The following is a 13250-nucleotide window of genomic DNA, read 5'->3' on the forward strand; positions in this document are numbered from 1 at the left end:
TCAGCACGCGAAAACAAAGGGAAAGCGCGACAATGAGCACCGTCTCGGTACCACCCGCCCAGCAAGCCCACAGCACTGAACCTCATACGAGTCGCGCCCGCCGCATACTGAACCGGATCCTGACTGTCATCACCACCCTGCTCCTCGTCCTGGCTGCCGCAGTCTTCCTGCTGCTGGCCGTCGGGCCCCGAGTGTTCGGCTACCAGACAGCCACCATGCTGACCGGTTCAATGTCGCCGCTGATCAATCCGGGCGACGTCGTCGTCACGGCTCCCGTTGATGTGGCGGACCTGGCCGTCGGCGACATCATCACCTACCACATTCCCATCGAGGACCACCGGGTAGAGACGCACCGGATCGTCGAGATCACCACCGACGGCGGCGCCACGGCGGTACGCACCAAGGGCGACGCCAACAACGGCGTGGATCCGTGGACGGCCACCCTGCAGGGCGAGCAGGTCTACCGCCACGCCTTCACGGTTCCCTATCTGGGCACGGCCATCCGCACCCTGCGCGAGCCGGTAGTCCTGAACACGCTGATGTACGGCGCTCCCGCAGTGCTGGTCATCGGCGCCCTGGCCGCTATCTGGCGCAAAGATCCGGAAGCAGAAACGAATACGAATAACGACGCCGGTGCTCACCCCGGCGGGATGCCCGCCTAAGCAGCGAAAAGGGGCGCAGCCGAAGTGGCCACACCCCTTTTTCGCAGTAAATTAATCAGTCTTTCTTGAAAGCGTCTTTGATCTTTTCGCCGGCGCCCTTGAGGTCTGCCTTGGTCTGGTCCGTCTGGCCCTCGGCCCGCAGGCTCTCGTCGTCAGTAGCGTTTCCGGCTGCTTCCTTGGCCTTGCCGCCTGCCTTTTCTGCGGCGTTGCCGATCTTGTCATCCAAACCCATGGTGTTTCTCCTTCGGTCGGTGGTTGCTGCCGATATTTCGTCGGCAGGCCGGACATTCCTAACCCTACTTACTATGGCCGTTGTTCGCCACCACGCAGGAACTTTGAGCCATTCCTGAGCCTCAACACGGGCGGTTGAGGTCCGGCAGCCAGACTTGAAGCACACGATCATTTTCCGGCCGAAGGGCCCGCTCGACATGCGAGAGGCAGGACATGGAACCGAGCACCAGCAGGAAAGGCGCGGCGGTTCTGTGGCGCCGGCTCATCGCTGTCTTGCTGCTTGTTCCCAGCCTCCTCGGCATTCCCGCGATCGCCCAGGCTGCCTTCACCGGCCAGGCCTACGGTGCGCTCACCGTCAGCGCCGCCAAACTCATCGCGCCGGCTGCCAGCGCCACGACTATTACGGCCACATGCGAGAGATACCAGCAGGCATCTCGCCAGCTGGTTATCACTGCCACCAGCTACGGCAAGGTCCTCCACGCCAATGTCCATGAATTCACCGTCATCAATCCAAGCGGGATCATCGTCCACAACGGTGACCCTGCCACCCCGATAGGCCGGCAATACTCGCAGATCGGGGATAAGAACCTTATGTCGGGCACATGGCGGTGGGAGCTCCGCGGCAAGTACCAGGTCCCCGGCAGTACCAACGTCTGGACCGGCCAGCCGCTCACCGGCCAGCTGAACATCGTCTGCAACTGATCGCGCCAGCGGGAAACGGCGACCCAGCTGCCACTGATCCGGTGCGCCGTGACCCTTCGTAAAACGCATCGTATAACCAGTTTTTCCGCGTGTTTACGCGGCACAGTCGGGTAACGACTATGGTTTTTACAAGTGGCGATTGGTAGCTTGGACGTATTGGAAAGGGTCCTGCTGGGGAGCAGGACACTCGCACGCGGTGCTCGGGGCGGCACCAGTTGGCGTGATGCGGGAACGCGCACCGTACCGCATCACCATCCGCTGCGGCCCTTCGTGGGGGAGGACCAAGGCACCATACCCCGCGGTTTCGCGGGGCATATGAGGTAGAGGTTTGACGTCGAACCGGTAGGCAGCGAAGCCGCCCGGTGTGACTGCGACAACCGCTTGGGGGAGTTCATGAGGTATTTCCCTCTCCGGGGAACCGGAGGTGAGAGGTCCAGTTCCGCTGTGCCCCGGCACCACCGGCGCGCAGCAGCCAGAAGCCGCGGAAGTGTCCGCGCGAAATCCGGCCGGCATACCGTGCTCACGATAATGCGCACCGCCCTGGCCACGGCACTAATGTTCGCCATGCTCGTGCTCGGCTGGCCTGCCGCCGCGATGGCCACACCAACGGCAACGCCATCGCCCACCGCCACCGCTTCGGCAACAGCTCCGGCCGATGACAATGGAGCCGCCAGGACGGTCAAGGAACCCACGGACGATTCCACCACCCGCGAGCTGAGCACTCAGGCGCCGGAGCTCTCCGGCATCTCGCCATCGCCCACGCCGCAGACCTCGCCCACCGCTCCAGACACAACGGCCCCGGCAGAGACAACCACGCCCAACCCGGGCCCGGCTCCGGCAGGCACCACGCCCCCGACAACCCCACCACCAACGACGACGACGCCGGTAGAGGTCGTCCCGACCACACCTCCGCCCACCACCACGCCGCCGGTCGTCACCCCGCCGCCCACTTCGGTCACCCCGCCGGCCACGGTGGACCCGCCGGCCACCGGCGGAACCACCACGCCCCCGCCCGCCACGGACGGCGGCAACGTCGACATTCCCGTTCCGCCGCCGGTCGACAATATCGATCCGGGCACGCCCACGGAACCCGAGGCCCCGCCCGCGGACAACGGCGAAGGCAGCCAGGACAACCCGGACAACACCGGCGCCGAAGCCGTCCCGGAAACCCCCGGCAGCCCGGACGGCGCAGAGCCCGTCGCGGTCGCCCCGAACGTCACCGTCGTCGAAGGCAAGCCCACGCCCAAGCAGGACGCCAACGGCAACAGCCTCGAAAAGCCCGAGCCCCGGGGCGATGACGATGACAATGACGGCATCAAGAACGCGGACGTCCTGGTCAACGTCAACTGGCAGGTCAACGGCCGGTCCGCCAGCCACGAGGAGGTCTCCAGCCTCGGCGTCAACGCCCACCTGCTGCTGGCCCCCGCCTCCACCAACGGCGCGCATTTCGGCGTCCCCGCCATCGGTTTCGAGGACGGTGGCCGCGTCACCATCAAAGAGGGCTTCTCGCCCGGCCAGCAGTGCCGCCTGCTCTCCCGCTCCCTCGCCGGCAAGGCGCTCTCGGACAGCGGCGCCACCGTTGCACTCAAAGCCGGCGTGAACTCGTTCACCATCACCAACGCGCTGGACTGCAGCAACCAGGAGGGTGACCTGCAGCTGCTGAAGACCGCGGGCACTCCGGTTCCGGGCGAGGCCGGCAGCTGGAGCATTGGCTACGACATCACCGTCACCAACACCTCCCGCAGTGCGGACAACACCTACAGCCTCTCGGACACGCTCAGCTTCGGCCCCGGTGTCACCATCAAGTCCGCCACCTGGACCCGCACCGGTGGCGCCCCGGCGTCGGGATCCTGGGCCAGCCCCGATGCCAACCGGACCACCGTCCTCGCCCCGGCCGGCACGGTGATCGGCCATAGCCCGGACGGCGACACCGTCCACACCTACAGCGTGCGCGCCGTGGTCGGCGTGCCCGCCGGTACCCGCGCCGCCCACCTGGACTGCCGGATCGACAGCGGCAGCGGCACCGGGCTGACCAGCTCCGTGCAGCTGAACGGGCTCAGCGCCAAGGCTTGCCAGCCGCTGCCCGTGACGCTCAAGGCCACCAACAGCTGGAACATCAACGGCAACGTGTACGCCGGTGGCAGCCAGCCCGATGGCTTCGCGGCCGAGCTGGTCCTGCCGGACGGCGAGGGAGAGCCGGCTCCGGGCAAGTGGGGCACCGTGTATGCGTACGACGCCGGCACCCGCCTTGCGCTCGGAGCCAACCTCACGCTGCCGACCGGCTGTGCGGTTGCCGAATCGGAGGGCCTGGGCAAGATCACCAAGCTGATGGTCGCCAACGAGGTCGCCGTCACCAACACCATCGACTGCCAGCAGCAGCTCACCTTGATCAAGGCCGTCGGCCCGCAGCCGCCGACCGGCATCAGCCCGGCTGACTGGAAGCTCTCCGCCACCCCGGCCGGAGGCGAAGCCGCCGCCGTCGCCGGCGCCACCGGAATCGTCGGCAGCGTGGCCGCCGGCACCGCCTATGATCTCTCCGAAACGGCCGGGTTCATCGGCGGCACGGAGTTCCTCGCCAGCGAGTGGTCCTGCGAACTGGCCAGCGGCAGCGGCACCTTGTACCAGGAAGGAACCGTCGTGGTCCCGTCCTACGGGCAGAGCATCGTTTGCTCCATTGTCAGCAGCTGGGAAGCGCCGGCCCTGAACGTCACCAAGTCCGCCCGCGAGCCGGTCAAGGTTACCGGCGCCGGGGAAGGCGTCTGGGATGTGGTGTACGAGGTCTCCGTGGAGAACCCCTCCGTCGTTGCCGGCACCATCTACAACCTGACCGACACCCTTGATTTCGGCGACGGCGTGGACATCCTGAAGGCGCGCTGGATGCTCTTGGGAACGTCCGAGAGCGGCGAATGGCCGAATCCCGAAGCGGATCCTGCCGCTGTGCTCGCCACCGACCGCAGCCTGGAACTTTTGGACAGCCACCTCTACCTGGTCAATGTGCGGATCCAGCTGGATCCGAACATTCCGGCTGAGCATCTGGACTGCGTGGCGGACGCTGCGTTCGGAACCGGGCTGAGGAACACCGTGCAGCTCGACGAAGAGGGCGCCGGCAGCATCTGCATTCCCGCGCCCGGCGGGGAGCCGGTCTTCACCGCAGCACCTGGAGCCGGCCAGTCGGGAGCCAGCGCACCTGATATCGAACGTGCGGAAACGGACCTCATGCCGGTTCCGCCGCTCGGCGGCCTGCCCGAAACTCCCGAGGCGACGAAGGCCACTGAGGACCAGCAGCCCGCCGGCCCGGGGGAGTCACAGGCGGAGGCAGAGCCGTCACTGGCAGCAGACGGTACGATCCGGCCGCAACTGCTCCGCCTGGATCCCGCATTCGCACTGTCTCAAGCGGGAACCCTCTCCGCTCTCGCCGCGGCGATGCTCCTGATCGGCGCGTATGGCGCAGTGCTCTTCGCAGCCCGCAAACGCTCCTGAACCCGGCCGTGGGCAGGTAGTTCACCTGCTGCTCGCTTTCCCGCAATCTTGATGCTAGGCAGCAAGCCGAGCAGTGGCGTAGGGTGGATTCACCCTCGCAGGGGGCGCACTCCGGGGACGCATCGAGCATAAGGAGCAGGAATGTCAGGCAAGCCCTACCTTTCGCCGAAGGAAGCCTTCCCGGCGCACCTGGAGACCCTCTCCCGCGAGGAGCTGGATCTGCTGGCGCAGCAGTTGCAGGAGGAAGTCTTCCGGGAGTGCAACGCGGGGGCGGGTGAAGCCAACCCGGAAACCCTTCTGCGGCAGTCGCTCGTGGAGCTTGAACTCGCCGCCCGGGACAGCGACGGCGAGTAGCCCCCGCCCCGAAGCGGCACCGTCACACGGTTGCGGTCGGCCCCACCTCTGCACTCATGACATCAACGCTTGGCGTATGCGTGCGGCGGATCGCTTCCGTAACAACACCCTCCAGAGAACCCGTCCGCTCCAGCGCATCACGCTGCTGCCGCGCCCCGGTTCCCCTGCCACGCAACTGCCCAAACAGCCGCTGTACCTGCGCCTCATCCCCGCTCTCGGAAAGCGCCTCGCCAACGTGCTCCAGCAGCAAGTCGATTACATCGAAGGCGTTGCAGGGCCTGGCCGTCACGGGGTGCAGTAGATCGCCTTCGATTCCCCACCGGCTCGCTTGCCAGGCCGCGAGCCGTAGGATGGCAACGGGTACGGGTTCCGGAGCCTTTCCGGACCGCCAGTCCCGGGCAGCCGTTTCTACAAGGGCCCGGGTGAGGGCGGCGATCAACACGGTATCGTCGGCGTCCAAGCAGACGTCGTTGACCCGGATTTCCACCGTCGGGTAGTTGGTGGACAGCCGGGCGTCAAAGTACAGCATCGCTTTGTCCAGCACGACGCCGGTTGCGAGCATCTGCTCTATAGTGCGGTAATAGGCAGCCGCCGAGCCGAAGATTTCCAGCGGCCCGGTGGACGGCCAACGCGACCAGGCTTGGCCGCGGAAGCTGGCATAGCCGGTATCGATGCCCTGCGAGAATGGGGAATTGCTGGCCAGAGCCCCCAGGACGGGGAGCCAAATCCGGATGCGGTCCAGGACGGCCACGCCTTCTTCATCCGATTCCACACTGACGTGGACGTGGCATCCGGACGTCAACTGCTCCCGCGCCGTCAGGCCATAACGCGCGATCATGATGCCTACACGTTCATCAGGTGCGGGGTGGGGGACCGTGGGCAGGGGAGCCATTGCCAGGGCAGCCGTGCGGGCCCCAACCTCCTTGGCGCACTCATCGGCCAAAGCTCTTCCCGCCCGGATATCCGCGGCCAGCTCCGCGAGGGAGCTGTGCGGCCTGCTGATGATCTCGATCTGCTCCTGCTGGAATTCCGTTGCCAGCTGTGAGCCTTTGAACTCCGGAAGTGGCGGGTCAGCGGAATTATTCCGCACAAGCTCCGGCAGCAGTTGCCGGTAGCAGTCCATCAGCGCCAGAGCGCGCGGCACAGCCTGTCCACTGTCGGGATCCACCAACAACAGTTCCTCTTCGACTCCGAAGGTACGCATGCAGCCCGGCCGTTCTCGTAATTGATGGATCATGACTCGGTCTTCAACATTATGAGCCCAGCATGACCGCGACAATATGCACCGGTCGATTGGCTGAATGGCCGGGGAGCGGCGGACTCCAAGGTTTCGCCAACCACCCGTTGCTAAAACTAAAGCATCTCGTCACCATCCAGAGAGGTCCGGTGTGCACATGGTTACTGTCCCCATCACCAAGTCCGTCCGCCGGCACCTGAGCACCGGCTCTGTTCTGCGGATGTCCGACGCCATCGCCATCACTGTCTCGGTTGCTGTCGGCCTGTTCCTAGTGCCCGTGTCCGAGGTTGGAGCCGACGGCGGGTCCGGTTGGGCCGCCTTCGTTCTCGGCTTCGCGTGGTTTTGCGCACTGGTCCTGACCTACCGGAGCGACATCCTGTTTCCACGCCGGGCAATGGCGGAGTGCTGGAGTGCAGCCAAGGCAACGTTCTGGGCCTTCAGTTTCTTCGCCGCGTGGGTGCTGCTGGTCGAGATCGACGTTGCTCCTGGCCTTTTCCTGATCGCCCTGCCGCTCGGCGGCGCGTTCCTGATGACTGTCCGCTACCTGCTGCTACGCGAAAAGTCGCGGGACTTGGACTGGGTTGATCGTGCTCTCGCCCAGGCGAACATGAAGGCGCCCGGCGACTCGGAATGACCGCAGGCGGAGCCAGCCGCTAGAGTGCTGGAATGATCCGCATTCTGACCATTTGCACCGGGAATGTTTGCCGCTCTCCAATGGCGGAGCGGTTGCTGCAGCAAAAACTGGACCAGATCCGCCCCGGCGTCTTCGACGTCCGAAGCGCCGGGATCCAGGCCCTCGTCAATTCGCCTATGGATACCCGTGCCGCAGGGCTGCTTCATGTCCTCGGTGGATCATCGGACGGGTTCGCCGCCAGGCAGCTCCATGAATCCCATTTGGCAGACGTGGATCTGGTGCTGGCTATGAGCATCGAGCACCGGGACCGGATCCTCAACCTGATGCCCCGCCTGCTGAAGCGGACCTTCACGGTACGTGAACTCGCCCGGATGATCGACGCCCTCGAAGCAGACCCGGACACCGAGATCCCCGGCGGCACGTCGGACGAAGAAGTCGAATACCGCTGGAAGCGGCTCCCTCATCTGGCTGCGCTGAAGCGCTATCAGGCTCGCGCAGCAGCCCAAAGCGAGGACGAAATCGTGGATCCGTACCGCCGCGACGACTCCGTGTACCAGCAGATGGTGAGGGACCTCGTACCTGCGGTGGAACGATTAGTCGAATTTGAAGCGAGAATTACTCCCGACCTTAGATAAACCCTTTGATCGCCCGTATACTTCACTACGGGAATGGCCTGTCGGGGAAAGGCAGGCATCGTAGGGGGAGCTTCAATTTAATGCGTACAACCGTCGAGGAACCGAGTCACGACATCAGGGAACACATTCGCACCGTGGAACCAGAACAGAAAACGGTCGGTCCACTGCCGGCCCCATCGCCAATGTCTGCAGGTTCTGTTGGCCAGGACCGAAGTTGGGGTAGATCCCTAAAGAACAGACTGGTTCTGACTGACACGCTCGTCGTCGCGGCTTCTCTGTTCCTCGCCCAGCTCCTGCGATTTGGCGTCACTGAGCAGGAACTCCAGTTGGCTGGGGCCGCCCAGACATACTCGATGGTTTCGGTGGTTCTCGGGCTCATGTGGCTCGTGGCCCTCATGATTACCCAAAGCCGCGCGCTGCCGGTCCTCGGAGTGGGAAATGACGAGTACCGCCGCGTAATTAACGCAACTATCGGAACCTTCGGCGCTTTCGCCATCGCGGCCATGCTGCTGAAGTACGACGTCGCACGAGGCTACCTCGCCATCGCCTTGCCCGTAGGCCTCGGTCTGCTCCTCCTATCCCGGCATGCTTGGCGCTTGTGGCTAGGTCGGCAGCGTGCAAAGGGGAACTACACAGACCGCGCCATCATCGTCGGCTCGGTCTCGGACGTTACTTTCGTGGGCGACAAAATTTTCAAGTCCCCGCAGACGGGCTACCGGCTGCTGGGCGCAGCCATTCGCGGAACTGAGCAATCCGAGGTCACGCTTGCGACAGGCCACAGGATTCCCGTCATCAGCTCTCCGGAATCCGTAGTGCAGGCGGTCAAGGACAATAACTTTGACACTGTAATCGTCGCCGGCACAGCACAGAACGGCCAGCGCTACCTCAAGGAACTGAGCTGGGAGCTCGAGGGGACCAACACCTCGCTCGTTGTAGCCAGCAAGCTGGTCGACGTTGCTGGTCCGCGAATTCACTGGCGGCCGGTCGAAGGCCTTCCGTTGATGAATGTTGAGATGCCGCAGTACGACGGCGCCAAGTTCACCTGGAAGCGCTCCCTCGACGTTGTCGCCTCTGCCTTCGGCCTTATTGTTCTTTCGCCCGTCATTCTGGCCATCGCCATCGCGATCAAGCTAGACAATCCAGGCCCGGTGTTTTTCCGTCAGGAGCGCGTAGGCATCCAGGGCAGCCGGTTCCACATGATGAAGTTTCGCTCCATGGTCGTCGACGCCGAGGCGCGGCTGAAGGAATTGTCGGAGCACAACGAGGGCAACGGCACCTTGTTCAAGATGAAGCGTGATCCGCGGGTAACCCGCGTCGGTGCTTTCATCCGTAAGTACTCCTTGGATGAAGTCCCGCAGCTCTGGAACGTCCTGATTGGGGATATGAGCCTCGTGGGCCCGCGCCCCCCACTCGAGCGGGAAGTCGCCGTGTATGAGCAGCACACGCACCGCCGTCTGCTGGTCCGTCCCGGAATCACCGGCTTGTGGCAGGTCAGCGGCCGCTCGGACCTCTCCTGGGAAGAGAGCGTCCGCCTCGACCTCTACTACGTTGAAAACTGGTCTCTCGCCGGCGACCTGACCATCATCATCCGCACCATCAAGGCAGTCGTCGCCAAAGACGGAGCCTACTAATATAACGACGGCGGTAGACAGCTCAGCAACGCTGTTACCTTCATCGGTACCGGGAGCGCGAAGGCTCCGGTTCTCTGAACGCAGAGAACCGGAGCCTTTTTCTTATGCCCGCATTCGACGACGTAATGCTGGAAGCGGTAGCGGATTAGATAGCGGAACGCATCTGGTCCCGGACGGCGCAGAAGACAGCCACCCCGGTAAATACTAGCTGGCACCAAATTGCCACGCAGAAGCCGATTTTGCGGCGCAAGACCTCGTCGTGAAAAACAGTTCGCCCCCGGCATCTGAGGATACCGGGGGCGAATGTTATGGGAAACAACTAGCGTCGAGTCTGGGGAGCGCGCCGAGCCTGCATCGGCTGGCCGCTTAGCAGCGCCGTGAACTCCTCTTCGGACTCTGAAGCGAAGCTGGGACTTGGGGCGGGAGCAGAATCCGGAGCAGCAGGGCGACGCGATTGCTTCAACTTGCGGCGACCGCCTTTGTTCGGAACCTCTTCTTCGTCCTGCTGGTAGTACTGGCCGTAATAACCGTACTGGGCCGCGTCCGCGCCCTGGGTTGGGACCCGGTTGAGGATGGCTCCCAGAACGTGTGCATCCACTCTCGCGAGGTTCCCCAACGCCTTGTCGAAGGCGTCCACGGTCGTTTTGCCAGCGTTGAGGACCACCATGGCGCCGTCTGCAACCTTGGAGAGGATAGCGGCGTCGGTGACGGGCAGCAACGGGGGAGCGTCGATCAGGACCGTGGCATGGGCCGCGAGCTGCTCAAGCATGTCGGCCATGGCGCGGGAGCCAAGCAGTTCGCTGGGATTCGGCGGTACGCGGCCGGCTCCCAAGACTGCCAAGTTCGGTACTTGACCCCATACCTGTAGCACGTCTTCGAGGTCCGCCTGGCCGCTGAGCACGTCGGTGACGCCAGCGCCGGGAACCAGATCGAACATGCTGGTTACAACCGGCCGGCGCAGGTCGCCGTCCACGACAACCACGCGCTTGCCCGCGGCAGCGATCGTGACAGCGAGGTTGGCGGTGACGGTGGATTTGCCTTCGCCGGGGATGGAGCTGGTAACGACAATGATCCGTGGCGGATTATCTACATCAACAAAACTAAGGTTCGTGCGAAGTTCACGCAGAGCTTCCGACATCGCGTGACTTGCGCGATCGCTCTGGAACTCGACGGTTCCCGTTTCGACGACTTTGCGGCGGTCCTGCATTCTCTTGTCCATCGGTATGGTGCCGATGACGGGTACACCGAACTGCTTTTCGATCATTTCTGCCGAGCGGATCCGCCGGTCCAAATGGTTGCGAATTAGTGCGTAGGCAAGGCCGAGCATCAGACCAATGACAGCCCCGATGGCCAGGGTGAGCTTCATGTTGGGCGATACGGGGGATGTGGGCAAAGTGGCGTTCGCCATTGGGACGACCTGAACTGCAGCTTCGGAAGCCCCGGCACCGGAAGTCTCAAATTTTTCTACTTGCTCCGCCAAAGCAGTAACCCATGCATCCGCCATATTTCGTGCCTCAGCCGGATCGCCGGAGGAAACCGTGATGTGAAGCTCTGCCGTATCGAGCGGCGTTTCAACCTGGACCTGTCCGAGAAGTTCCATTGCCGTCGTGTTGAGTTCTAGTTCATCAACTACTGCTTGGGCTACCGGGCGCGATGTCGCCATGCTGGCATAAGCCGTCGCCTTCGATTTTGCCAGGTTATCCGCCGCGAGGACTTCGTTGATATCAGATCCGCCGCCTGCCGAAACCATGCCGGTCGACTGCGCCTCATAGACCGGCTTCTGAAGGAACGTCCAGCCGAAAGCCAGGAGGGTCACCAAGAGAGTGATGGCAACAATGCCGCGCCAGTATGTGTGTAGGACCCTAAGATAGTCCCGGAGTTCCAGCCCTTGTGGCTGCTCTTCGGTTTGGTTCAATTCCACGAGACTCTTGCAGTCCTTCCAATGGCGGTCATCTGGCCCCAAGTCAGCCTAAAGTCTAACGCAGGTTACATGAACCGAAGGTAACCAGATCTCGCTTAGCCCGATACGAGTTAAAGATTTCATTCCCTGCAGTGCAGGACATGGATTCGGTTGCGGGGCAACGCCGCTGATAGACTGTGCAGCGATGCCTAGGCGAGGGAACGCCACAGTTCTTGTGGAGTGTCCGTTATCGACGGTGGCTAGATGAGATCTTTCTAGACATTTTCCTGTAGCTCCGGCCATTGCACCGTTGAGAATCCTATTACTTTCAAGAGGAGACAGATATGTCTGATCAGAAGCTGGCTGCCGAAGTCCGCAGCGAATTCGGCAAGGGCGCTGCGCGCCGTGCCCGCCGCAACGAACAGATCCCCGCAGTGATCTACGGCCACGGTGCCGAGCCGATGCACATCCTGCTGCCGGCCAAGGCCACCACCCTTGCGCTGCGTACCTCCAACGCGTTGCTGACCTTGGACGTGGATGGTGAACAGCACCTTGCGCTCGCCAAGGACATCCAGCGCGACCCGCTCCTGCAGATCATCGAGCACGTTGACCTGCTCACCGTCCGCAAGGGCGAAAAGGTTCACGTCGACGTCAACATCCACATCGAAGGCGAAGTTGCCCCCGGCGCCATCCTCGATCTGGAAGAGTTCACCGTTGCTGTTGAAGCAGATGCCACGGCCCTGCCGGAGACGCTGACCATCAACGTTGAGGGACGTCAGGTCGGCGAGCACATCTATGCTCGCGACATCGAGTTGCCGCAGGGCACCACGCTGTTGATCGAGGGCGACACCCTCATTGCTGCTGTCTCGGCTCCGGCTGTCGCAGCCGAGGCCGAAGAGGGCGCTGGCGAGACTGCTGCTGCTCCGGCTGAAGAATCCGCTGAGTAATCCTTTTCAGTGAATAGCAACACCTGGCTTGTAGTCGGGCTCGGGAATCCCGGGCCCGGCTACAGCCGTAACCGGCACAATATCGGTCAGATGGTGCTTGACGAGCTCGCCTCGAGAGTTGGCGGATCGTTCAAGTCCCACAAGGCCCATGCCCAGGTCCTCGAAGGCAGGCTCCGCCTAGGTGGCCCCAAAGTCGTTCTGGCCAAACCGCTCACCTTCATGAATTTGTCCGGTGGTCCGGTGTCGGCGTTATCGAAGTTTTTCGACATTACGCCCGACCACGTCGTAGCTGTGCATGACGAGATCGATATCCCCTTCAACACCCTCAAGCTCAAGATCGGTGGAGGAGAAGGAGGCCACAACGGCCTGCGCGACATGTCCAAAGCCCTCGGAACCAAGGATTATTATCGGATCCGTGTTGGTGTAGGTCGCCCACCTGGCACGATGGATACGGCAGACTATGTCCTCCGGGATTTTGGCACAGCGGAGAAGAAGGAACTGCCGTTCCTGCTCGACTACGCCGCTGATGCGGTCGAATTGCTGGTGGACGAGGGGCTGCTGGCAGCGCAGCAGCAGTTCCATGCGAAGATCAGCTAGACGAAACTAACTTGAACGTCTAAGATCAATTGTCGGGAGTGCGAAAGCCATCCTGCCGAGCGCGTCTGTCGCTCATAGCCTTAGTGGCTCCGAAAGCGGGGGCCGACGATGGGCGGCCTCTGAGACTGGGCCACCCCCATCCCATCGTCGGTCCCTTTTTCATGACCGGATTCAATTCATCCCGGAGCAGATTAGGCGCCACTCACATGACCTCTGCGGGCCGAGCATGGGAAGATTAGG

Annotated in this window: 12 protein-coding genes; 9 read left to right on the forward strand and 3 right to left on the reverse strand. The window is 63.0% G+C overall.

The window, feature by feature from the left end; translation table 11 throughout:
• Positions 1-32 precede the first annotated feature (32 nt).
• Positions 33-662, forward strand: a complete 630-nt coding sequence (locus J5251_RS11100; RefSeq protein ID WP_208573993.1) for a signal peptidase I — start codon at positions 33-35, stop codon at positions 660-662.
• Positions 663-717: 55 nt separating this feature from the next.
• Here the strand turns inward: J5251_RS11100 and J5251_RS11105 are convergent, their stop codons facing one another.
• Positions 718-894 (reverse strand): CsbD family protein, encoded by a 177-nt coding sequence (locus tag J5251_RS11105; RefSeq protein ID WP_139005311.1) that lies wholly within the window; start codon positions 892-894, stop codon positions 718-720.
• 212 nt (positions 895-1106) lie between these two features.
• On the opposite strand from J5251_RS11105, the gene J5251_RS11110 reads away from it, so the two are divergent.
• The 3 genes from J5251_RS11110 to J5251_RS11120 all read left to right on the forward strand — a co-directional run bounded on the left by J5251_RS11110 (position 1107) and on the right by J5251_RS11120 (position 5429).
• On the forward strand, positions 1107-1595 hold the full coding sequence (locus J5251_RS11110; RefSeq protein WP_208573994.1) for a hypothetical protein: 489 nt from the start codon (positions 1107-1109) through the stop codon (positions 1593-1595).
• A gap of 528 nt (positions 1596-2123) precedes the next feature.
• Positions 2124-5075, forward strand: coding sequence for a hypothetical protein (locus tag J5251_RS11115; RefSeq protein ID WP_208573995.1), 2952 nt, complete (start codon positions 2124-2126; stop codon positions 5073-5075).
• A gap of 141 nt (positions 5076-5216) precedes the next feature.
• Complete coding sequence (locus J5251_RS11120) at positions 5217-5429, forward strand: hypothetical protein (protein WP_169990901.1); 213 nt, start codon at positions 5217-5219, stop codon at positions 5427-5429.
• 22 nt (positions 5430-5451) lie between these two features.
• Here the strand turns inward: J5251_RS11120 and J5251_RS11125 are convergent, their stop codons facing one another.
• On the reverse strand, positions 5452-6633 hold the full coding sequence (locus J5251_RS11125; protein ID WP_244250631.1) for a carboxylate-amine ligase: 1182 nt from the start codon (positions 6631-6633) through the stop codon (positions 5452-5454).
• Between the two features lie 190 nt (positions 6634-6823).
• Here J5251_RS11125 and J5251_RS11130 point away from each other — a divergent pair, with 190 nt between their 5' ends.
• The 3 genes from J5251_RS11130 to J5251_RS11140 all read left to right on the forward strand — a co-directional run bounded on the left by J5251_RS11130 (position 6824) and on the right by J5251_RS11140 (position 9566).
• Positions 6824-7300 (forward strand): hypothetical protein, encoded by a 477-nt coding sequence (locus J5251_RS11130; protein ID WP_208573997.1) that lies wholly within the window; start codon positions 6824-6826, stop codon positions 7298-7300.
• Between the two features lie 32 nt (positions 7301-7332).
• Entirely contained in the window at positions 7333-7935 is a 603-nt protein-coding gene (locus J5251_RS11135) for a low molecular weight phosphatase family protein (RefSeq protein WP_208573998.1), read from the forward strand.
• Between the two features lie 182 nt (positions 7936-8117).
• Complete coding sequence (locus tag J5251_RS11140; RefSeq protein ID WP_432264397.1) at positions 8118-9566, forward strand: sugar transferase; 1449 nt, start codon at positions 8118-8120, stop codon at positions 9564-9566.
• A 319-nt stretch (positions 9567-9885) separates the two neighbouring features.
• Here the strand turns inward: J5251_RS11140 and J5251_RS11145 are convergent, their stop codons facing one another.
• A complete protein-coding gene (locus J5251_RS11145; RefSeq protein WP_208574000.1) occupies positions 9886-11487 on the reverse strand; it encodes a polysaccharide biosynthesis tyrosine autokinase in 1602 nt (533 codons plus the stop codon).
• Positions 11488-11810: 323 nt separating this feature from the next.
• Between J5251_RS11145 and J5251_RS11150 the strand changes: the two genes are divergently transcribed.
• Together J5251_RS11150 and pth are read left to right on the forward strand one after the other, a co-directional pair.
• Positions 11811-12413: a 50S ribosomal protein L25/general stress protein Ctc gene (locus J5251_RS11150; RefSeq protein ID WP_208574001.1), complete on the forward strand. Its 603-nt coding sequence runs from the start codon at positions 11811-11813 to the stop codon at positions 12411-12413.
• Positions 12414-12422: 9 nt separating this feature from the next.
• On the forward strand, positions 12423-13010 hold the full coding sequence (gene pth / locus J5251_RS11155; protein ID WP_208574002.1) for an aminoacyl-tRNA hydrolase: 588 nt from the start codon (positions 12423-12425) through the stop codon (positions 13008-13010).
• Positions 13011-13250: the final 240 nt, after the last annotated feature.

It is taken from the genome of Arthrobacter crystallopoietes, assembly GCF_017603825.1.
GTDB classification, from domain to species: Bacteria; Actinomycetota; Actinomycetes; order Actinomycetales; family Micrococcaceae; genus Crystallibacter; species Crystallibacter crystallopoietes_B.